The organism is Clostridium sp. MF28 (genome assembly GCF_002969175.1).
Lineage (GTDB): Bacteria > Bacillota > Clostridia > Clostridiales > Clostridiaceae > Clostridium > Clostridium beijerinckii.
In genome coordinates this window covers 5,727,787-5,751,347 of record NZ_CP014331.1, presented here as the reverse complement: position 1 = coordinate 5,751,347, position 23,561 = coordinate 5,727,787, and the positions used below count along the sequence as shown (strand labels likewise).

Genomic DNA, 23,561 nt, shown 5'->3' with positions numbered 1-23,561 from the left:
TTTGAATATCATCCTTCTTTCTTTAATTTCTCTAATATTTGTTTTGCTATCTTTACACCATATTTAACTGCAATTTCATCTGCTAAAACATTTAAACAAAGTTTCTTTTCACCACTATTACTATTTGTAATAGTCACTTTTTAATCTTCAGCAATAGAGATTAACATTTTTGAAACATTAACAAAAATAATTAAAATCACTGAAATCAGTGGCCTTGCATTACCTGATATATCTGGTATAGCTTCTAACTCCTTTATTTTTGATGCAAAAATGAGCTAAGAAATTTTTCCTTAGCTCATTACATCTTTGACTTGTTATTTTCTTTCACGTATCTTAGGCGCAATCAAAGAAATAACAAGTTCATGTGCCTTAAATCTTACAATGTAGAATCTAATTTAAACATTTTAACTATTTCATCCATTTTGCTAGCTAGCTCATTAAGTTTTTGAGATGTTTCTGAAATGGAATTCATAGAATTAGTTTGCTCCTTAGCTATGGCTGCTACTTCTTCCGTTGCACCTGCTGATTCTTCTGATACAACGGATATCTTTTCAATAGAAATTATCGCTTTTTCTTTATTTTTATCTACATTTTTAATATTTTCTGATAAATTATGAATATGATTTAAGCTGTTTTTAATAGAATCCTCAATTAAATCAAAAGATTTTTCTGTTTCAATTATTGCATTATTAGCTTCACTTACAGCGTCCACACCAGTATCCATAGTCTTCTTTGCAAGACTTATTTCTCCTTGTATTTCATTTATAAGCGTAGCTATTTCCTTTGATTAATGGAAATTTAAACAACCTTATCATAGACATTATGAGATGATTCAATGATTATATTGATAAACAGTCATATATAATTATCAAAATATTAGCATAAATAGTTTTTATTATATAAATATTAGTTTTTAAATAAATAAAAAAGACAACTTTAATTTAGTTGCCTTTTAAAATCATTAAAAATACTATTACTATTAGTAATAGTGATACTCAGTTATTATACAGTTTAAAAATATTACCCCTAGGTGGTATTTACATATCTTAGATGTGCTTGCTAGGCACTAACGATATTTTACATCCTGATGCCAAGAAGTTTAAAAAATGGCAGATGGAACAAATATCAATGCCATCCAGCCAATAAAACTTAGTACTAATGTAAATATATCTATTATATGCCTATCAGTCATTTCAGTACTTCTACTTATTGCTTCATTAATACCAATGTTTGGATTATCTACTCATACATAAAAAGTCATAGAATATTTAATAGCTGCTATAACGCCTAGAATTATCAAAAGCAGTGACCATAATATAGTATAAATCCCAACTACTACGTTAATTGCTAATCCTTTTAAAAACCTTCCAGAAAGCATGTCTTTTAAGCGAAATAAAACCAGGGCTTATTCTTAAACCCTGGCTTCATTTTGAAATAAGTGTACTTATGGGGATTCAAAAATTATTTTCGGAGTAATCCTAAAATATCATCTTCAAAATCGTTTCCCATGACAATCACCTCTTTCAGTTATTATTGTGTGCAGTATTAAATTTAATATACAGTATTACTACTGTTAAGTTATGCCATAAAAAAACATTTCAATGTCTATAATACACATAAATATTAAATTTACTGTCCATAATATTAATACTGAAAATTTTTTCTGTGGAAAAAGGAGACTGAGTTATATTATGGATAGAATCGAATTAAATGAAATTGAAGAAAAACTTCTACATGATGCTTATGCATCATATTTAAAAAATAAAAAATGGTGTATTTGTCATCACTCATATCGTTACTCATGTAGTAAGGAGGATAGACAACTTACTAAGGCAAAAATAGATGGTTTAGAACATTTTAAAAAAATAATATTTATAGAAGTTGATAGATGTGTGGGTCTTACAAGCTATAACATATTACCAGACGGTATAGGATATATTCAATCTAAAAATAAAGGTATCATCAATCTGTTTAAATCTAATGATGTAATTTGACGAGTGATTTATGGCTATTTTACGTTCAATTCAATGAAATAGACGTTGCTTATTCTTTAAATTTTAAAATACAAGACTCCACTTCATTAATGCTACAATGATCATTGAAAGTGATAAAATTCCTGTTATAAATGAAAGAAATAAAGATAAAATATATTTGTTAGGTATATTAATTATATCTAAATTTTAATAATTAAAGCTTGTGAAAAATGAAATGAAAGAAGAACATAATTATGGTTAGAAACGCTAAAGAAGTACTAGGTCTAAAGATATTAAATTCACCCCCTTCAGAACGAGACTCCTCTAATAATAGTTCTGAAAGCAATACTCATAAAGCTAAGAAAGATGCATCTTCAGGAAAATGGAAAAAATAGTACATTGATTTTAATGAAATTCTAGATTGAAATAAAACAAGTTAAAGTCACTCTAATCTCCACTTTAACTTGTTTTTTAAATTTATTAAGATAATACAAAATATGTATCAATATATGCTACCATTTGGTCTCCTAAAGTAAGATAGTAATATACTGGTATTAAATAATTTGAATAAAATAGTTTTTTCGATTCAGCATTATTACCTTCCAATGCTCTTATCAAATTTTGTTGCAGTCTCAGACTGATAATATAACTATCAGCTACAAATGAAATCTGTTCTGAAAAAAATATATCTGGGAAAGAATCTTTATATGTATTTCTATGATTCTCTAAATTTTTTCTAATAATATTTAATTGTTGAATAAAATTTTCTAAATCTTTATCAGTATTTTTTAATTGTTCCTCCGACGAATTTTCTGATATACCTATAATAGTTAAATTCGATCTTAGTTTTTTCATTTGATCTAAATTTTGAATAATATTTTCTTTGCCTTTTAAATCCTCTACTTTCGGACCATATGGTGCATTTTGTGCATAGGCTATATTAGATAGAGCTAGTGTTATAAGTATCACAAACATTATTACTCGTCTTACTTTTCTTTGCATTGTTATTCAACTCCTTTTTTGATGATTATCATAAAACAAAACTGCACAGTATTTAAACAAATTACATGTATATCTTTTGTTATTTTCGCAACTTATTCTCTATAAAAATTAGTGCAAAACTACCTAAATTTTAATTTAGGTAAAAAAATTGAGACTAATATAAGAAAATATATAAATTTTCCTATATTAGTCTCAATCGAATTATTATTTTCCTAGTAATTCATCCACCAATACTCTAACACTATCTTCACATGCACCGCAACCAGCGCTAACATTAATAGCGGCTTGCACTTCTTCAAATGATTTAGCACCATTTGCGATAGCATCTTTTAAATCTTTTACTGTAACATTAATACAGTCACATACTACTTTATCATTGTCCATTACATTACCTCCTAGATATAATATATGAATTCTTTTAATCGCAGTAGGTAATACTCGATAATTTTTATATTTTCATTTTAGAAAGAAGTATCACTCTACTTAAACTTTATTATTTTCACCAATTCTTGCGTCATTATTTATACTTTATTAGCTATTACCTTGCCAATAATTTTGCAACTAATACTTTGTTGAATATTGTTTAGGCTTTCGAGTAAATTCTCTATATTAGCAAGTCGTTCTAAAACTCACTACATTACCCAAGAGGTGGTAATATTGTAGTAATAGAAATATGAAAAAACTCATCTAAAAATAAAGATTAAACTTTGCATTTTTAGATGAGTTAAAATAAAATTAGCTCATGTGTCTTAAATTAAAATTCTATCATCGTTACTTTTTTATAATTAATAGTATTATTGTCTAATTCTAGCAGCTGTAAAGGTAATTGGTCCATCAACAAATACCTTTTTATTACCTGTTGTTTCTTGAACAGTTATTACATACTTCACATTAGTAGCATTTTTATCTATAACATCAACATAAGACAATGGAGTATTAACTAAATCTCCATCGCCTTCCTTATCAACCTCTGTAGCAATTGAATAAATTTGTTTACTTGGGATCAATACATTCCCTTTAAATATTTTTATATCAAAGGAAGCATAAGTTGTTTCATTGTCATTGTCAAGACCACCAACCACACCAGTTAACCAAATAAGATCACCTACAATTACTTCATCTATAACAAGTTCACCTATTACAGTAGGAGTGCTTGTTACTGGAATTAAATTATCAGTAGCTAAGCTAGCTCCAATGAAAAAGTCAAATTGTTGTATAGTTATAGCCATTTTAATTCCTCCTCAGATTATAGCTTTTAAATTAGGAAAAGATATATTTCTTAATCTATTTAAGGTCTTATGCGTAATGCTGTAAAGGTAAGTGGCCCTCTTATAAATACATTATTTATATTACTAGTTAATTGTACTGTTAACACATACCTGACATTTGTAGCAGCCTTATTTATAGCGTCAACATAAGAAAGAGGGACATTTATAATATCTCCATCTCCATCTTTATCAGCTTCTATATAAGACGAATATATTTCTTTTCCTGGTATAAATACATTTCCCTTATACAAATTAATGTTAAGTGATGCAACTTTAGTTTCATTGTCATTATCCACACCACCAATTACTGCATTTAGCCAAATAAGATCCCCAGGAATAACCTCATTAATAAACACTTCACTAATTACATAAGGCATAATGGATACTGGTATTTCAGTTTTATTGAATTCATTAGGATTCAGTTGAAAATACTCGAATTGTTCTATCGAAGCCATTTTTACTCCTTCCAAACATTTATACATACTAGTTAAGAATATAGTTCCTAACTAGTATATTGTATGACAACTGTATCTTATTAGTTACTACATTTTACAATTTAAATATTATTTTTTATATAATATAAGTAAGTCAAAATAAGAAGAGGCAGCATACATTTGCTACCTCTTCTTTCTATTGTAATCTTAAATTTTTATTTTAGTTTTTTGTTGCTAATATAGCCAATTGCGATTTCATGAGTCAAATCTACCTACTTTAAAAAGATGTAGATCTTCATTGACTTCTCCTAAATATAATTTACTTAGCATTATTCCACCTAGTACAGCAAATAAAATGCCATTTGCCCCATATCCTAAACAGTACCATAACTTGAAATTATTCGGATCTTTCCCTAGGAAACCTAAGTTATCTTGAGTAGACGCAAAAGCCCCACAATATCTATACTCTATCTCTATATTTATATTTGGAAATAAATTTTTTAGTCTTTGCTCTAACTTATCATAACTTTTGTTACATAATTCCTCGTTAAATATATCTGGTAGAAAATTTATATCCTCTCCACCAATTATTATTCTATTATCACTAGTTGTTCTTAAGTAATTGTAAGGGTCTTCGTTGTCTCTAACAATTACTCCCTTGTAGATATCTTCTATATTATTTATTGGCTTAGTTGCAACATTAAAGGTTGTAGTTTTAATTCCAAAGGCCCTTTTAGTAAAAAGTTCTGTGTTATACCCAGTAGCAACAATAATAATTCTTCCTTTAACTTTATGGCCATATATAGTTTCTACTGTAACCCCTTTGTCATCATACTTTACATCTACTACTTCTGTGTTTTCATATACTATTAGACCTTTTTCGCAGCTTACCTTAAGTAAAGCATGAGTAAACCTATAAGGATCAAATTGAGCTCCTCCACCCTTACTTAAGACTCCAGCCTTTACATCAAAGGTAAAGGGATTGTTGCTATTATCTATAAATTCTACTGGAAATCCAGCTTCACTTCTAATCTTATACTCTTCTTCAATTTCCTTTTTTTCTAGATTCTTAGCTGTATATAAAAAACTATCTACTCTTTTGAAGTCACAAGTATTTCCATTTTCATCTATAAACTCTTCAATTTCATCTAATGCCTTTATTCCTAACTCATATGACCTTAGAATATTATCTATAGATGTATGTGACTTTAACTCCATAGCATTACTATCAAGCTCATATTGAAGAAGTGAAGTTGTTATACTAGTACTACCATGCGCTATTCTTGATTTTTCTAAAATAACACTATTGATATTATTTTTAGTAAAATAGTATCCTAAAATTGCTCCAGTTACTCCCCCTCCTACTATTATCACATCTGTATCTATATCCTCTGTTAAATACTCATACTGTTTAGTTAATTTGTTAATTCTTGTAAAAATACAATCCCCTTGTACATACTGTATATTCATAATAATTACCTACTTTCTTACACCTAATACCCCTTATTGCATTTATTAGTGTTAACTTTGTTTTAAAAAAAATTCTCTAAATCTTTTATTTGAAAAGATTTAGTTTTATTTTCATGTGCCTAATTAAGAAAAGTCCCTTGTAGTATTTAAAATTTCTTCAGTTACTAATTTACTTGAATTTAAGACTAATGATATTCCAGGACCAGGATGCACTGAACTTCCTACGAAAAATAAATTATCAGCTTTACTTGATTTAAAATGTGGTCTAAAATAGTTTGTTTGAGTTATGGTCGGACTAAGGCCAAAAGCTGTACCGCCATAAGCATTAAATTTACATTCCATGTCTAGTGGGGTAAGGTAATTTATATATTCAATATTTTCTTCTATATCTTGCAGTCCCTTGATGTTTTTCAATTCTTTCATAATTGTATTTGTTAATAAATTAATCGTATCCTTATTCCAAATTATTTCTTTAAAAAAGAGATTAGGTACTCGAAGCATAATATTTAAACAATCACCCTCATTTTTACCATACTCCTATCTATTCTACTTGGACAATAAATATAGAAAGATGGATTAGTTACCCGTAAACGCTGATTCTATGTTCTCCTCAAAGTTTTCACCTTAGTATTTCAATTTATTTTGGCCTAGACAATAATTTAATCAGCTAAGTTGTACCTGGAGGTGCTTATGATATATTTCTGTGTTTTATTAATTTTTCTACGTTCTTTAAAAATTCGTTAATTTCATCCTCATTCATATTTGAATAATAAACATATGGATTTTTTACATTAAACGGAATTATTTTATCTTTTTCAATTATTCCTTTTTCAAATATAGAGCCTAATTTCTGATCTTTTACCCATTCCTTAAGCTGTTCTTTATCATCACCAAAATACTTTGATAAAGTTCCTCCATTAAAGCATTCTAATAATGATTTATCAATTCTATCTTCTGAACATCTATACCGATTGTTATTCATTCTACCATCTGGAAAAGGAGGAGGAAGTAAAATAAAGTTTCCAGGCGTGTAATATAATTCAGCAAACTTTGAAAATTTATCATTTGTTTCTTTATATCCAGATTCATTCCTTTTTACTATTAGCTCGTCAAATGTGTTACTAGATTTATTATAGGTTTTTCCAGTAGCTATTTTGAGTGCATATTTATATATTGTCCAGAATGAAATCATTGTATCTCCTCTAAGAGCAACCTTCGAATCATTATAAAGTTTATAAAAATAATAAGCATCACCATCATACTTTATTCTACTCAGTCTTCTTCCCTCAATCTCATATATCTTGAAAAATGTCAAAATATTAATAATTGGATCTTTGTCTATATATTCAGGTGTGATCTTTCGCTTATCATATTTTCTATAATTCTCAAATATTTCTTTCAGAATTGTGTTTGTATCCTCAATTTTTTTGCACATAATAATAACTCCTTCTAGATATAAATTTTATCATAAACTCATCTAATGCATCTGTATACTCTTTATTTGTCATTGAGATTGCATTGACTTTATAGGAATTAATTCTGCTTTCATATTTACTTATAGGATCTTTGTGATATCCCATAAAAAAACAACATATGCTGCAACATCTTTTCCTGTATATATATTTAATTATTGCCACTTTAATAAATTGATATCATTACTTATTTCAGTAATTTTCGACTCTCTCCATATATCAGCATATAAAAAGCAAATAAGGAGCATAACACACTATGTTAGCTCCTCCTTCTAATCAATTGATAAAAACATGAATATGATTCTATACTTTATATTTTATCTAACAAGTACTTCAAAATAAAATTAAAAATTCAAACAGTATTAAGAATCAAAATTTTCTTGTAACATTCTAGCAGAACTTCCATCCTCTTATCATCATTATCTAATACTTTATTTGAATAGAGTTTTTCTACAAGCTTGTCCAACTCTTTATGTGCTTTAAGAAGTTTTTTAGGCATTGAAAGTGGATCATAGAGTTCAGATAATATTTTATCTTTATCTTCATCCCTAATATCTAGTATTTTCTTAACAACTTGTGTTATATCACCTTTGTTTTTGTTTGTTAATTTACAGAAGGGAAAGGTATTATAACATAGTTGAACTGAATACCTATAATCCCCTTTGATTCTTCCACCAATCCTTTTAACCCATGCCATGTGCATAGACGACATAAGTATTCCCATTATATATAATTCATTACTATAAACAGCTATGCAAGAATCATGTACTATATCCTCTTTACTGAATAATGCTATAGGAACATATTTCCTTCTTTCAGATGAATGGCGTGGTATACATATATATTCACTATTTGGTTGTCTTATTTCTCCAAAGGCATAAGGAATCTCTGCTAATTTTTTTGTTGCCTGTCTATTACTTACTTCCCTATATTTTTTTACATTAGTAACCCTTTTTCTTATGAATTCTATTTTATTTATAAGATGTGTATTTTCATCATTTATCCATAAGCACCATCTAAAGCTTCCATTTATCATTTCTTTTGCACTTATCAACCTTCTTATAATTTTTTCTCCATATTCTGGGTAAGTTTGATTAAAACAATCCTTTTCTTCTTCCGTTAATATAAGATTCTTGTTATCATTTGGCATATTTCCCATTGCTGCATATGGTGTATCTTCTACATCCAATCTATTTAATGTACCTTTAACTATTAAATTTTCACCATCCACTAAATAACAATTTATATTTTTTACTTTTAGTCTTAAAGGCTCAGAGGAAACAGCTGCATAATCATATATATACTTTTTACTTCTTGGCTTCTTTGAAAAACATATAATAACTACAAAAACTGCCGCATTATTCCTCAATCCATTTTTCCATTTAAATGACCTGTGAGCAAAATTAATAACAATTCCTTTGCTAAACATATAACTCCAAAGAGGTTCAATTTGCTCTCCTTGAATAATAGAATTTGTAGATACAAATGCTGCTTCTATATTTGTATTTTCAATATAATCTGCTGCTTTTTTATACCATGCACTAACGTAGTCTAGAATTCCATGTTTCTTTATTTTTTCGAAAACCAGACTCATATCTTTTTCCTGCTCTTTATTTCTATCTTGTTTCGATATAAAAGGAGGATTCCCCGCTATATAGCTTAAACAATCTGGTTTCACGTAGTCTTTCCAATCAATTTGCAATGCATTGATATTGAATATATTGGCTGATTTCTTCAAAGGTATTCTTGCATAATATCTTCCAAGTTCTTTTGATAGTTCCATATTCATCTGGTGATCAGACATCCATAATGCTACTTTTGCAATTAGCGACGATAATTCATCAATTTCAAATCCATACATTGAATCAACATCTAAAATATTTAGTGATCCTATAACATTTATATCTTTTAATTGAACATACCCTATGATGCTATTAATTTTCTTAATTATTTCTAACTGCAATTTTCGTAATTCTCTATATGCTAAAACTAGGAAGTCACCACAACCGCATGCGGGATCTAATATTTTAATTTGTGATATATCTACGAGTAATTTTTTCAATGAATTCTGATCACTTCCACACTTCTCTAATCTCTCATATAAATCATCTAAAAACAATGGATTTAGAACCTTAAATATATCTTTTTCAGCTGTATAATGTGCTCCTAAACTTTGTCTCTTCTCTTTATCCATAGAGCTTTGAAATATTGAACCAAAAACTACTGGTGAAATACTACTCCAATTAAGTTCACAGCAATCTTTCAAAATCTTTCTTGTACTTGAATCAAAAAATGCTGTAGGTAATCTGTCTCCAAATAATCCACCATTTATATAAACCAACATATCTAAATTAGGATTTATATTTTTTTGCCTAAACTCATTATCTGTATTTAATATATCAAAAATACTATTTAATTGAGCACCCAAATCCGAACCATCTTCTTTTGTATTATTCATTATATATTGTGAAAATGCCCTTTTAGGCCAAATTCCAGTATGATCAGCAAAGAAACAAAATAATAATCTTACTAGAAGTACTCCCAGATTATGACCTGTATAACCATTATTCATTAATGCATCATGTAGATTACCAATTTCAGTTCCTGCATCAATATTAACCGGATCTTCTTCTTTAACATTAATTGAATCGTAATCACTTATAAAATTAAATAAATGAAGTTTTGTATATAATTCATTTAGCTTAAATTCGTATTCTTTACTTTCATCTAAATCATATAATTTGAAGTTTTCAAAATCTGATACAATTATATATCTGGGTAACTCATTTTCTTTTAGTCCTGAAAAATACTTTAGTGCTTGGGAATAAGCTGTATCTAAGTTTTTGCCTTTCGATTTATGCTCAACTATTAATTTTCCCTTCCAAAACAAGTCGATAAAGCCATTGCCGTTCTCTGTTGCTACAAACTTTTCAAATGCTGCAACTCTTCTTCTTGAAATACCAAATACCTGAAAAAAGTCATTCCAAAAACTTTGTGCCTCTGCCTTTTCATTACTTTCTAATTTCCATTCTCTTGCAAATTGAATAGCCTTCTCTTTCATCTGTTTAAATGAAATAGACACTAATTGCTCCCCCTCAAAAATGCTTCGACCATAAATACGTCTTAATTACTAATATGTAATTGCCTTAGATATATTCATGAAAATAGAACTTTCAAAAGCTGAAATGCGCAAATACTACGTACAAAAAACACCTCACTAAATATTTATATAGTAAGGTGCTTATGCTTGGTAATTTATTTGTGCTCAGAGGTGCTTCGGAAGGAACTTATGACTGAGGTTATTCAATAAAAGTTAACCATACTTTGTTTTCAGATAAAAAGAATGTTTTTTTCTATTAAATTCTTATTTTATTGATTGTGGATAATTAAATATATTAAATGGATCATACTTTTCATTTATATATTTCAACCTACATACATTTCCACCATAATATTCTTTTTCATAATTTCTTAATGGACTGTACGGAAAATTAACATATGATCCTTCTGTTATCATTTTTATATAATTTAATCTACTAGCTACCCATTCCTTATTTTCTTCTGCATAAATTGAATTTTCCCATACTGATTGTATACCTATAATATAATTGGAGTCTCTATAATAGAAAGCTGTTTCATGCTTTCCTTTATCCTTTACAGCTCCACCTAATCCATAAAAAGTAACTGCAGCATAAACTGAGCCTATAGGCTTTTCTTGAATAGAAGATGCTAATTTTAATAACTCGTGCTTTGAATATATTCTATCTGCAAATCTACCAGCAGATTTAAATTTTTCACTAGCATTATATATAGCTCCAATCTTTTTTGTAGCATTTAAAAAGGTTGTATATTCAAAGTCAGCCTCAGCTCTTGGTAACACCAATAAAGGTTTTAATATTTTCTTTAATTCTTCTATATCTCCATAAAATAATCCTATAATGAATGCTGCTACACCCTCATCTGCAGAATTATAAAAACTAGCTCTCATATTCACTCTTCTATCTAAGGTTTGATATAAATTTTGAAATATATCCATAATCCTTGCTTGTTCTAATGGTGTGGTATTTGGATAAGATATTGTAAACTCTGTTACCTTATTTAATTTTGGTGGTAATCTAAAAGTTAATGAGATTACTATTCCAAAGTTTCCTCCTGCACCACCCCTTAATGCCCAAAATAAATCACTATTGCAATCTCTATTTGCAATAATTATCTTACCTCTATAATCTACAAGTTCAAACTCTAATACATTATCAATTCCTAAACCAAATAACCTGCAAGATAGTCCCCATCCTCCGCCTAAAGTGTATCCTGCTACTCCAACAGTTGGGCAAGTTCCACCTGGAAAAGGATATCCTCTTGTGCCTACATATTCGTAAAGTTCATTATTTTCTACCCCGGATTCTATTTTTACTGTATTAGTTAATTCATTTATACTTATTTTCTTCATTCTACTAACATCAATTACTATAACATTATTTCCAATTGAATATCCCTCATAATTGTGCCCACCAGATCTTATTCTAAATTCAATATTTTTTCTAATGCAAAACCTTAAAGCACTTATAACGTCTTCTCTACTAGTACAATATAATATAGCTATTGGATATTTTTGTATTGCTCTGTTCCACACCTGTCTATCTTCTTCATATTCTATATCATTAGGTGTTACAATCTCACCATTAAAACATAAATCCTTAGCTAATTCCATCATTATCATCCTTTGTAATAGAATATTTTGATTTACAATAAATCTATCTATTGCTATTAATATATGATAAACATAACAATTACTTTCACATATTATATCAAAACATGCACTCTGATTAATCCTCTTCCACCTATAAGCATTCCAACAGTAATCCCTAACATAAAAAAGATCCAATGCTAGCCTATTCTTCTATTACCATAACATACCCGTTATTTCCGTCCACTCTGATTTTTTGACCTGTTTTAATCTTTTGGGTAGCTTCTGATATTCCTACAACTGCTGGAATTCCATACTCCCTGGCTACTACAGTTCCATGAGTTAGTAGACCTCCAACTTCCATAACTAATCCAGCTGCATTTATGAAAAGTGGTGTCCATCCTGGATCCGTAAATTGCGCTACAAGAATTTCCCCCTTGTTCAAGGATGCCTTTGAAGGATCAGTTATTACCTTCGCAACTCCTTCAATAACTCCTGAAGAAACAGGAATACCTGGAAGTGCTCCTTTTGGAAGATCACCTATCTTATATCCACCTTTTATTTCTTCTCCTTCACTTGTAATAACACGAGGAGCATTTAACTTTTTATAATGTTCATATTCTTCTTTTCTTTGTTCTACTATTGTTTTAAGACTCTCATTATTTTCAATTGCTCTATATAATTCACTGAATGTTACATAAAAAAAATCCTTTTCTTCATTTAAATAACCTTTAACAACCAAATCTTCTGCTTCTTTTAGCAATTCCTTCTTAAAAATCATACAAAGTCTCATCATCATAAATTTGTGATGTTCTCGTATTGGAAAAGAGTTTCTTAAAACAAATATAAGCCTTTTCACAATTTTAGCTTTAATTTTGCCATGCTTTCTTTGTATTTCTTCTACCATATTTTCTGTTGCTATTTTTGCTTTTTTTATAGTATTTTTGTATTCTTCCCTATGAGCGCCTTCCTCTGAAGTTTTAATAGTTGCAAGTATTGATTTTACAAGTGGCTCAGGATTTTCAATCCATCTATCTCTAGCTATATCTATTTCTCCTGAAGCACGCACTCCGTACATATTTATAAAATCATTAAAAAAGCTCTTAAATTCCTCATTACCTTTAATTTCATTTATTCTTGAAACCAAAGTTTCATAATCTTCATTTTCAAATTCATCAATTAAACTTTGAGATTTTCTCACCATATCCGCCAAATCTCCAGTAAGTAATCCCATTTCTGTTGTAATATTTCCTTCTAAACCTTTTGCAATTATATTACTATAATTATTTGTTCCTAAAAGCTTCATTTCCAGCTTTTCAAGAAGCTTAAAAGCAATAATTCCTGGAGCTAAATATGGTACTATTATTTTAGCATCCTCATAAAGACTTGCTTTTTCATGTATTATATTTAACTTTTTAGTACCTTTCTTTGAATTTAAAATAGCCTTCAATGTATCTTCTTCACGCTGCTTAATATAATTATTCATAAACTCCACCGTTCCAGTTAGGTTAGTGAAAAGAAGGTTTTTCATAACTTTAACTGCTATTGGAGCTATATATTTTAAGAAGGGTCTTAAGTTAGCTTTATTTCCTTTAAACTTTTCCTTAAATTCTTCTCTCTTTAAGAGCTCTCCTAAAGCCTCTGCCATCAAAGCATCTGCATTTGTTAATAAAGCTAAAAGCTTTTCCTTTATTCTCTCAGAATTCATAAAGCCACTTACATCTGCATAAATCCTACCACCTGCTGAAGCTAAAATTTTATATTTTTCTTCTCTTTTAATATTTCTACCAAAAGGCAGCATATCTCTAAATAAATCAAGCCCTAAAGGGGATATTGGATCGGTCATCACTTGAAGATGATTTATAGAAATATATACATGAGTGTTATCATCATTGTTATTAGGGGTTGGAAGTGGAAATAATGATGTAATTGCACGACTCTGCACAATATACAATTCGCCATTTTCCAAACACCACTCAATATCCTGTGGGCAGCCATAATGCTTCTCTATTTTAATTCCAAGTTCAGCAAGCCTTTTAATATCAGAATCCGCCATGACTTGGTTAGTAGATTTTTCACCTGTAATATCAACTTTTTTTGTCCCACCACCTTGAATTGGCATTATAGCGAGTTTCTTTTCTGCTATAGTCTTATTTATTATTTCCTCTCTTTTCTTATTAAATTTATATATATCAGGAGATACAAGACCAGAAACTAACGCTTCTCCAAGTCCAAAACTTGCATCAATAGAAATAATTCCTCTATGCCCTGATACAGGATCTGCAGTAAACATAATACCAGCTATATCTGGAAGAACCATTTTTTGAACTACTACAGACATATGCACTTTTTCATGTTGAATTTTATTTTGCAATCTGTAAAGTATTGCTCTATCAGTAAATAATGAAGCCCAACAGTTTTTTACTGCATTAATTAGCGAATCTTTTCCTTTAATATTAAGATATGTATCTTGCTGACCTGCAAAAGAGGCAAAAGCTAGATCTTCTGCTGTAGCACTTGATCTAACGGCATAATAGTTATCAATCCCAATCTTATCAGCAGCTTTAATGATTTCTTCTTCTACTTTTCTAGGCATTTCTGCTTGTTCTATTTTTTCTCTTAATTTAATCCCTATGGTAGCAATATTTTCAAGATTTGCATCTTTAATTTCTTCTACAATAAAACTATAAAGTTTATTATAATTTATAAATTCCTTATAACTTTCTGTAGTTACACAAAATCCAAAAGGAACTGGAAAACCAGCCTTAGTCATCTCTCCCAGATTTGCACCCTTCCCTCCTACAAGTGATAAATCTTTTCTATCTATTTCATCAAAGTACAATGTATACTTATTTACCATAGTGATCATCTCCCCTAATTTTTTTGAAGCTTTGCTCCATTTAAAAATAATTCTATAATTTGGCTCTTTGATAATTCTAAATCGATATTATCATTTCCATAAATACTTGAAATAAAATAATTCATGTACATGAATTGAAAATTTCTTGCCATTATTATTGAAGAAATGTCATTTCTAAGCTGTTTATTTTCTTGTGCGTTTTTTATAACTTCTGAAATCAAATTTTCCAATCCACTTCTATTAGGATTATCTATGGGATTAGCGTTAAAAAGTGTTTGGAGTCTGTATCTAAAATAAATTGCTGTATATTGAATATTTTCTCTAAATATATGATTTATGAAATCTAATATCTTATTCAATGTTTCTTTTATATCTCTTGTTTCTTTGAATTTTTCACTAACTTCATTAAAATTATTATCATGATTATTTATAAGGGCCTGAAAATAAGCTGATAATATTGACTCTTTATCTTGGAAATAATTATATAACGTACCCTTAGAAATATCCGATTTCGTTGCTATTTCCTCCATATAGGTTTCTTGAAAACCCTTTTCTTCAAAAAGAGCTAATGCACTATCAATTATTATTTCCTTAGTTAATTCTTTTTTACGTTCTCTTCTATTTATCATCAAAATCTCTCCCACTTTTATACTCAGTATATTTTTGAACTCCGTATATTTTTATACTACATCAAATATTTTCAGACGTCAATATTCTTTATATTAAGACTTTTAAATAAAAACCACGACCAAAAGATGGTTATTAATAATCCTAAACTCTAATCTAAAACTTTAAACTGTATTGATGGACGTAATTCTTCACCTTTTCTTATCCCTCATGCTCAATAATCCAATTTTTCACATGACAACTTTGTCACATGACACACTTGTCATACGAAAAAATTTATGCTATGATGTCCTCAAGAGGAGATGATTTTATGCCTAAAGATACTTTTAAAAATTTGAATGAAGACAAAAAGCAAAGAATTTTTGATGCAGCTGTACAAGAATTTTCTACTTGTTCTTTCAGTGATGCATCTATTAATCAGATTATTAAAACAGCAGGAATACCCCGTGGAAGTTTTTATCAATACTTTAATGATAAAGAAGACCTCTACTTATATATGATAGAAGAAATTTCAAATCAAAAGAAGAAGCTTATCCCTGAAAGAGTTTCAAATCCAGATGATGAGTTTTTTGAAACTTTTATACAAAAAACTAAAGAGTCACTTGAATTAGGTAAAGCTAAACCTGAATACACCAAGATAGGCATGCTTATGCAAATGGATAACTCTGAATTTATTGCTAAGTTGCGTACTGCTTCCATTGAAAAGTATAGAAAACAACTAGAACATAATAAGGAATGCGGGCTTATAAGGCAGGAAGTTAATACTGATATAGTTTTGGATATGCTTTTCTCATATACCTTGGAGGAATATTTTAAAAGTGGCTTTGATGAAAATGAGTATTTAAAAAAGGTTATCGATGCCATTAATATAATCAAAGAAGGAATCAAAAATAAATAAGGACTAATAATAAAATTATCCAATTGCTTTATTCATTGAATTAAGGAGGAAAATACCTATGAATCCATACGTACTTGGTTTTCAAGATATTGATAAAACAAAACTAGCAATTGTTGGAGGTAAGGGCGCTAACCTTAGTGAGTTATCTAGAATTGATGGAATAATTGTACCAGAAGGATTTTGTATAACTACTGAAGCTTATAAAAAGATAATTGGAAATAACAACGAATTTAATTCACTATTAAATGAATTATCCCTTTTAAATATAGAAAACATAGAAAAAATCGCTGAAATAAGCGGAAAGATTCGTAAGGTTATTGAGGAGATAGAAATTCCAAATGACATTGATGATGAAATAACCTTTTATCTTTCAAAGTTTGGTGAAAAATATGCTTATGCTGTACGTTCTAGTGCTACAGCTGAGGATTTACCAACAGCTTCATTTGCAGGACAGCAGGATACTTATTTAAACATTATGAGAAAACCTTCTATTCTTAAGCATATAAGTAAGTGCTGGGCATCACTGTTTACAGATAGAGCTGTAATCTATCGTATGCAAAATAACTTTGATCATGGCAAAGTTCATTTGTCTGTAGTTATTCAAAAAATGGTGTTTCCTCAAGCTGCAGGAATTATGTTTACAGCTGATCCTATTACATCTAATAGAAAGATAGTATCTATTGATGCCAGCTTTGGGCTTGGTGAAGCTTTGGTTTCAGGACTTGTGAATTCTGATATTTATAAAGTGCAGGAAAATAAAATTATTGATAAAAAGATATCTTCTAAAAAACTTGCTATTTATGCATTAAAAGAAGGCGGTACTGAAGAAAGAGAAATTACAGGTGAGCGTCAAAATATGCAGACACTGACAGATGATCAAATTTTACAGCTTAGTAATATGGGTAGAAAGATTGAGTCTTATTTTGGTCGTCCACAGGATATTGAGTGGTGCCTTTATGATGATAAATTCTATGTTGTTCAAAGTCGTCCAATTACTACTTTATATCCTTCACCACAAGTTAATGATAATAAAAACCATGTTTATTTATCCTTTGCTCATAGACAAATGATGACAGAAGCCATGAGACCATTAGGTTTAAGTTTCTTCCAAATATTCTTTAAGCAATTTGGAATACAAACAAATATGCCCGTGATAGGCGGAAGATTGTATATGGATATATCCCATGATCTTGCTTCGCCAATAGCTAGAAAGCTTTTTATCAGTGGTTTAGACAAGGTAGATGTTTTGATGAAGAGTGCACTTATAAATCTTCAAAAACGAAAAGAATACCTTAAATCGCTTCCTAAAGGAAATACATCTTTAAATGTAGAAGGAGGTGTCCTATCTTTTGGAATCCAGATGATAAAGGAATATCTCAGAAATGATCCAGCTTTTGTTGAAAAATCCGTAGCTGAAAATCAAGTATTACTTCGGAATAAAGAAAAAATATTTTCTTCTATTTCTGGAGAAGAGCTCTTTGATTTCATTGTAAAGGACATGAAGGATATAAAGGCTGCTATGTTTAAAGTCTATGGAGCTTATTTTGCAGGATCTTATGCCTCTAACTGGATAAACAAAAATATGAAGAAATGGCTTGGTGAAAAAAGTGTAGCTGATACCCTCGCTCAATCTGTATCAAATAACGTTACTTCCGAAATGGGATTAGAGCTCCTTGATGTAGCGGATGTAATAAGACAGTATCCAGCTGTAATTGAATATCTTGAGAATGCAAAAAGAGAAACTTTCTTTGAAGACTTAAGTAAAATAGATGGAGGTAATATTGTCAGCGATTCTATTCACAATTATCTTAAAAAATATGGTATGCGCTGCCTGGAGAAATTGATATTACCCGAACAAGATGGAACGAAGATCCAATGCTTCTTGTTCCACTAATACTAAGCAATATAAAGAATTTTGAGCCTAATGCCCACAGTACTAAATTTGAACAAGGACTTCTTGAAGCTAAACAAAAAGAAGAAGAAATATTAAGCCGCTTGAAGCAGCTGCCTGGTGGTAATAGGAAGTTAAAAAAGACAAAGAAAGTCATGAGTGTTTTACGTAATTTTGCTGGCTATAGAGAGTACAATAAATATCTTTTAATATGTTATTTCTGGATCGTAAAACAGGCATTACTCAAAGAAGCCGAAACATTAAAACAAGATGATGTAATCAAAGACATAGATGATATATATTATCTAACCTTTGATGAACTTAAAAAAGCAGTTAAAACAAAACATGTTGACTACAGCATCATAACTAAGAGAAAAGAAGAATACGAAATTTATAAGAAATTGACACCACCTCGTATAATGACTTCTGATGGAGAAATAATCTCTGGCGAATATGATACAGGTAATATGCCAAAAGGAGCAATAGCTGGAACCCCTGTTTCTTCTGGTATTGTTGAAGGACGAGCTAGAGTTATTTTAAATATGAATGAAGCAAAAATAGAAGAAGGCGATATTTTAATTACAAAATTTACTGATCCAAGCTGGACACCAATTTTTGTGCTTGTTAAAGGTTTGGTAACAGAAGTAGGTGGAATGATGACCCATGGTGCTGTTGTTGCAAGAGAATATGGCCTTCCAGCAGTGGCAGGTGTAGATGACGCTACTAAACTTATTAAGGATGGTGAAAGAATTAGAATAAATGGAACAGAAGGTTATATAGAAATCTTATAGACTAACTTAAAGGTAAAATTTTCTGTTTCAGTAGAAATAAAAAAATCGCAGGCGACTGTGGAGCCGTAGATTTTTTTTACGCATCTGCCTTTCCGAACGCATGTGAGGAAAATCTGGCAGGCGAATAAGATTTCTTTTTTATTCTTTTTCTATACAAAAACTAATTAAATAGCCTTCTTCATAAGTTATCCACAGATTCTATTACATTATAAATTCCCACAAGTGTTGATTAACCAAATTTTTACTTTAAATTATTAACTTATTTTTGATATTTTTCAAAAATAAGTTAATAGATATATAGACTTCGACCTTAAGACTTTTTTTAAGCAATTTTCTTACAAATTGAATTAGTGATAATTTAACATATTTTAAATTTTTAGTCGTTTCAACATAAGTAAATTGAAGCAAAACATAAGCTATCAATGATATGAAAAGTTGATTATAGACAGCATTTTCAGTTGTTCCAAATATTCTTTTTACATTCAAGTTTTGTTTTATAAATTTAAAGAAGGTTTCAATTTTCCAACGTTCCTTGTATATTTCTGCTATTTTTTCTGGAGTAATGTTCATTAGGTCAGTGCACACTTTTACTGATTTACCATAATAATCAGTAAATTCAACTACTCTAAATCTATTTTGAGTTTTTTTAGTCTCTTTTCCTAAATAACATGTAACATCTCGAATTACAGAAGAATTTTCTACTACTCCTAAACTTCTCAATTTCTTTGGTTTTGAAAGTATTGTATTATTTTTTATTCTTATAACAAAAGATTGTTTTATTTCTTTAAACATATCAAATCTCTCATGATTTTCATAAGCCCTATCTTCAACTAAAATAGAGTGTACATCTATTAAACCTTCACCTATCGGTCCATCATGCTTTTTAGCAATAGTTTCAATAACTTTTTGTGGTGTAAAGTCATTAATATTTAAAGATATATGAAGTTTTATTCCAGATTTCTTCCCATTAAATTTTGCCCATTTAAGACGGTTTTCACCTACGGTCACGGTAGTTGAATCAATTGCTATTAATTGTTTTGGCAAATTTAGAATTCTTCGCATTCTACGATTACATTTAGAAACAATAATCTCAAATAAAGTTTTAGAAATTTTGTAATCTACCTTAGAGGCTTTTTTAGAAATAGTTGAATAATCAACTGGTGTTAGCCCTACTGATTCCATATGCTCAACGCCATCCCTATAACTCTTATATTCATTCGTAGCTGCTGCAATAAAGAATTTTATTAAATCATATAATGTGAATTTTCTTGCAGTATCAACATATTCTAAAATTTCACTAAATTTTTCAACTTCCTTTTCACTTAAAAATGTTTGAAATATATCAAATATAGTGGTAGTATTTTTCATGAGGGCATTCTCCTTAAGTATTATTTTGGTTCGCACTTTAATATTACTACAGAATGACCTCATTTTTTATATATTTTCACTTCTATTTTTTGGTTAATCAACACATATGATAAATTCCTATAGAATAAAAAAGTTCAACTATATAAGCGACCCAATCTGGGCCGCTTTCTTAAACTCTAAGACTGGAGGTACATACTCATGAAAAGAGAAAAGAAAATTAATAAGCCGCAGTGCTCAAAGGTAGAACGTAGCATACTAAGTTGCTACTTTATTATTCAAGATTTTTCACATATTATCTCGTAATTTCCTTTAAATTTATCTCCTTCTATAAAAAGCTCATATATGTCGGTTTTCTCTATTTTTATATCCTTTTCTCCCTTTTTCCCTGGATCAAACTCATATATTAAGTTTCCTTGGGAATCAACAAATCTTAGCAATAATTTTCCATCTTTAATAGTTGATTTATAATTAAATCGTATAATATCTCCTTGATTAAAAGTAATTGTATAAGGAATTTTTGAAGAATCTGTCCATTCTCTATTTGTACTCATACGCCTAGTTATTGATGTTGTTTTATTATTTTCTTTTATAACTGTGTAACATGATAATAATGCAATTAATCCAAAAAGTATAATGCATACAAAAAATTTTTGATAAGAGTTTAATTTCATGATATCCTCCTTTATTAAAATATTATGATAAAAGTATAATCAGTTTTAAAGAATTATGTATTTGTTTCTTAATAAATCATAGATATTCTACAATCATATAAATACTGTGCCATCTTTCATTCTAAATATCTTATTCTTACCGGCTATATTCTAATAATAAGCATAATTTTTAAAGAATACCTTGCTATATTTCTAAGGATTTTCTAAAGATTATTTAACTTTATTCTTGCACCATTAAATTAAATATCTCGAAGGTTTAAATTTTCACCAGTGGATATGTTTCAAAGCAAAATAAAGGGGCTGTTGCAAAACTAACATATTTAGTGCGACAGCCCCTTTGTGAATTTCCGCCATGCAGCGGTTATCCTCTTAATGTATTGTCGTGGGTTTCATGGTAGCGGCGAAGCACAACCTTTGAAATCCACCATAGAATTTTTTTAATTCTATTTTTTAATATTATACTTTCTCCATTTTATGCATTCATGCATTATATTCCTAGTCTAATCCATTAAATGATGGATAAGCAGATTCCCCATGTTCAGCTACATCAAGTCCATCAGCTTCTTCTGAGCTATCAACTCTAATATCCATAAACATTTTCATAACTTTTATAATTAAGAAAGTCATCCCACCTGCAAATATTATTGTTATTACAATACTCATTATTTGTGCAATGAAAAGTTTAACATCTCCATAGAAAAGACCATTCCATTGTGCTACAGGATTAATTGCAGTTTGTCCAAAAATTCCAGTTGCAATACCACCCCAAATTCCACCGATTCCATGACATCCAAAAGCATCAAGTGCATCATCATATCCAAACTTAGCTTTTACTTTTTCAACAAAGAAGAAACAAATTGGAGATACTGCTATACCAATTATAATTGATGACCAAAGTGGAACAAACCCTAATACTGCTCCTGTTGCTGCTCCAAGTAATGTTGGCTTACCATGTTTTACTTTTTCAATCAACATCCATGAAAGCATAGCTGCAGCTGCTGCAGTATTTGTTGTCATGAATGCATGTACAGCAAGTGGACCAGCTCCGAGCGCACTACCTGCATTAAATCCAAACCATCCAAACCAAAGTAATGCTACTCCAAGAACTACAAATGGAATATTATGTGGTCTATATGCCATAATTCCATGTCCACGTCTCTTACCTAACATAATACAAGCTACAAGGCCCGAAATACCTGAACTTATATGAACTACATTTCCTCCAGCAAAATCAACGGCACCTAAAGAACTTATTAATCCACCAGCTCCCCATACCATATGTGCCATTGGATAATATACTAAAAGTGACCATATAGCTACAAATATGAACAATGCTGAAAACTTCATTCTTTCTACTAAAGCTCCAGTTATAAGCGCTGGAGTAATTATTGCAAACATCATTTGAAATGCAGCAAAAAGCTCTTGAGGTATTGTGGGTGCATATGCTGAAGGCTCTGTTCCTACCCCATTAAAACCTAAGAAATTAAGTCCACCTATTATCCCATGAAAATCATTACCAAAAGACAATGAATAACCTACTAAAACCCACATTATTGATGCTAATCCACAAACAAAGAATGAAGACATCAATGTATTTAAAACATTTTTCCTACGAACCATTCCACCATAAAAAAATGCAAGTCCTGGTGTCATTAAAAGTACAAGTGCTGAACAGATCAATATAAAACTGCAATCGCCTAAATTAATTTCCATATAAAATCCTCCTTAGTATGTTAGGCATATGAAAGAAAATAACGAGTCCAAAATGCCATGTATATTTTTCATCAGGCAAGGAGGTGGATTGTGCTCATAGCAACCCTATTAGTGCAATCTGCCGACACAGGATGATGGAAAATAGGCTAGCAGATGGACTGGTTATTTTTTTGAATATGCCTCAAATCTCAAAACAAAATTTCAGCTATTTATGTATAAGTTTTTTTAATTTTTGAATGTAACTTAGCTTAAAAATAACTGTGCATTACCTAAAAATTAATTTTTGAATTCTTTTTCTCAACTAATTATAATGTCCTATTTTTTTGTATAAAAAAACGGCATTCGAAAAATATACTTTTAAAAGTATGTTTGTCGAACGTCGTCGTTCTTATTTCATAGTATATTATCCTCACAGAATTTTGTCAATATTATTTAC

At 29.7% G+C, this 23,561-nt stretch carries 21 protein-coding genes and 1 pseudogene; 5 read left to right on the top strand and 17 right to left on the bottom strand.

What is annotated here, in order from left to right; all coding sequences use genetic code 11:
- Window positions 1-8: 8 nt before the first annotated feature.
- Window positions 9-137, bottom strand: coding sequence for a hypothetical protein (locus AXY43_RS28575; RefSeq protein WP_278337367.1), 129 nt, complete (start codon window positions 135-137; stop codon window positions 9-11).
- A gap of 239 nt (window positions 138-376) precedes the next feature.
- On the bottom strand, window positions 377-724 hold the full coding sequence (locus tag AXY43_RS25420; RefSeq protein WP_105412365.1) for a hypothetical protein: 348 nt from the start codon (window positions 722-724) through the stop codon (window positions 377-379).
- 382 nt (window positions 725-1,106) lie between these two features.
- Between AXY43_RS25420 and AXY43_RS28235 the strand changes: the two genes are divergently transcribed.
- The 3 genes from AXY43_RS28235 (at window position 1,107) to AXY43_RS28230 (ending at window position 2,368) form a co-directional block, all read left to right on the top strand.
- Entirely contained in the window at window positions 1,107-1,253 is a 147-nt protein-coding gene (locus AXY43_RS28235; protein WP_179208060.1) for a hypothetical protein, read from the top strand.
- A 438-nt stretch (window positions 1,254-1,691) separates the two neighbouring features.
- Window positions 1,692-1,994, top strand: a complete 303-nt coding sequence (locus AXY43_RS25415; protein WP_105412364.1) for a hypothetical protein — start codon at window positions 1,692-1,694, stop codon at window positions 1,992-1,994.
- Between the two features lie 233 nt (window positions 1,995-2,227).
- Window positions 2,228-2,368: a hypothetical protein gene (locus AXY43_RS28230; RefSeq protein WP_181246125.1), complete on the top strand. Its 141-nt coding sequence runs from the start codon at window positions 2,228-2,230 to the stop codon at window positions 2,366-2,368.
- A gap of 85 nt (window positions 2,369-2,453) precedes the next feature.
- Here AXY43_RS28230 and AXY43_RS25410 read toward each other — a convergent pair whose 3' ends face one another.
- The 12 genes from AXY43_RS25410 to AXY43_RS25360 form a co-directional block, all read right to left on the bottom strand.
- Window positions 2,454-2,975 carry a hypothetical protein gene (locus AXY43_RS25410; protein WP_039772475.1) on the bottom strand — a complete coding sequence of 174 codons (522 nt, stop codon included), beginning with the start codon at window positions 2,973-2,975 and terminating at the stop codon, window positions 2,454-2,456.
- Window positions 2,976-3,179: 204 nt separating this feature from the next.
- Entirely contained in the window at window positions 3,180-3,359 is a 180-nt protein-coding gene (locus AXY43_RS25405; protein ID WP_087702713.1) for a (2Fe-2S)-binding protein, read from the bottom strand.
- Between the two features lie 410 nt (window positions 3,360-3,769).
- Entirely contained in the window at window positions 3,770-4,204 is a 435-nt protein-coding gene (locus AXY43_RS25400) for a hypothetical protein (protein ID WP_105412363.1), read from the bottom strand.
- A 59-nt stretch (window positions 4,205-4,263) separates the two neighbouring features.
- Window positions 4,264-4,698 carry a hypothetical protein gene (locus AXY43_RS25395; RefSeq protein WP_039772481.1) on the bottom strand — a complete coding sequence of 145 codons (435 nt, stop codon included), beginning with the start codon at window positions 4,696-4,698 and terminating at the stop codon, window positions 4,264-4,266.
- A gap of 234 nt (window positions 4,699-4,932) precedes the next feature.
- Window positions 4,933-6,147 carry an NAD(P)/FAD-dependent oxidoreductase gene (locus AXY43_RS25390; RefSeq protein WP_105412362.1) on the bottom strand — a complete coding sequence of 405 codons (1,215 nt, stop codon included), beginning with the start codon at window positions 6,145-6,147 and terminating at the stop codon, window positions 4,933-4,935.
- Between the two features lie 123 nt (window positions 6,148-6,270).
- Window positions 6,271-6,570 carry a phytoene desaturase family protein gene (locus AXY43_RS25385; RefSeq protein ID WP_146145465.1) on the bottom strand — a complete coding sequence of 100 codons (300 nt, stop codon included), beginning with the start codon at window positions 6,568-6,570 and terminating at the stop codon, window positions 6,271-6,273.
- 265 nt (window positions 6,571-6,835) lie between these two features.
- The gene (locus tag AXY43_RS25380) at window positions 6,836-7,582 is read right to left on the bottom strand and encodes a hypothetical protein (protein ID WP_087702710.1); all 747 of its coding nucleotides are present in this window, start codon (window positions 7,580-7,582) and stop codon (window positions 6,836-6,838) included.
- Window positions 7,566-7,727 (bottom strand): hypothetical protein, encoded by a 162-nt coding sequence (locus AXY43_RS28225; RefSeq protein ID WP_179208058.1) that lies wholly within the window; start codon window positions 7,725-7,727, stop codon window positions 7,566-7,568. The genes AXY43_RS25380 and AXY43_RS28225 overlap by 17 nt, the downstream gene beginning before the upstream one ends.
- Before the next feature lie 244 nt (window positions 7,728-7,971).
- The gene (locus AXY43_RS25375) at window positions 7,972-10,701 is read right to left on the bottom strand and encodes a class I SAM-dependent DNA methyltransferase (protein ID WP_087702709.1); all 2,730 of its coding nucleotides are present in this window, start codon (window positions 10,699-10,701) and stop codon (window positions 7,972-7,974) included.
- 282 nt (window positions 10,702-10,983) lie between these two features.
- Window positions 10,984-12,504 carry an FAD-binding oxidoreductase gene (locus AXY43_RS25370; protein ID WP_423236888.1) on the bottom strand — a complete coding sequence of 507 codons (1,521 nt, stop codon included), beginning with the start codon at window positions 12,502-12,504 and terminating at the stop codon, window positions 10,984-10,986.
- A 7-nt stretch (window positions 12,505-12,511) separates the two neighbouring features.
- Entirely contained in the window at window positions 12,512-15,166 is a 2,655-nt protein-coding gene (locus AXY43_RS25365; protein ID WP_105412360.1) for a phosphoenolpyruvate synthase, read from the bottom strand.
- A gap of 14 nt (window positions 15,167-15,180) precedes the next feature.
- On the bottom strand, window positions 15,181-15,795 hold the full coding sequence (locus tag AXY43_RS25360; RefSeq protein WP_105412359.1) for a TetR/AcrR family transcriptional regulator: 615 nt from the start codon (window positions 15,793-15,795) through the stop codon (window positions 15,181-15,183).
- A 308-nt stretch (window positions 15,796-16,103) separates the two neighbouring features.
- Here AXY43_RS25360 and AXY43_RS25355 point away from each other — a divergent pair, with 308 nt between their 5' ends.
- Complete coding sequence (locus tag AXY43_RS25355) at window positions 16,104-16,691, top strand: TetR/AcrR family transcriptional regulator (protein WP_181246123.1); 588 nt, start codon at window positions 16,104-16,106, stop codon at window positions 16,689-16,691.
- A gap of 58 nt (window positions 16,692-16,749) precedes the next feature.
- Window positions 16,750-19,373, top strand: a pseudogene (gene ppsA, locus AXY43_RS25350) (phosphoenolpyruvate synthase).
- 246 nt (window positions 19,374-19,619) lie between these two features.
- On the opposite strand, the gene AXY43_RS25345 reads toward ppsA, so the two are convergent.
- From AXY43_RS25345 to AXY43_RS25335, 3 genes are all read right to left on the bottom strand, one after another.
- A complete protein-coding gene (locus tag AXY43_RS25345) occupies window positions 19,620-20,741 on the bottom strand; it encodes an IS4 family transposase (RefSeq protein ID WP_243099107.1) in 1,122 nt (373 codons plus the stop codon).
- Window positions 20,742-21,016: 275 nt separating this feature from the next.
- A complete protein-coding gene (locus tag AXY43_RS25340) occupies window positions 21,017-21,412 on the bottom strand; it encodes a hypothetical protein (protein ID WP_105412357.1) in 396 nt (131 codons plus the stop codon).
- A 495-nt stretch (window positions 21,413-21,907) separates the two neighbouring features.
- On the bottom strand, window positions 21,908-23,125 hold the full coding sequence (locus tag AXY43_RS25335) for an ammonium transporter (protein ID WP_105412356.1): 1,218 nt from the start codon (window positions 23,123-23,125) through the stop codon (window positions 21,908-21,910).
- Between the last annotated feature and the right edge of the window lie 436 nt (window positions 23,126-23,561).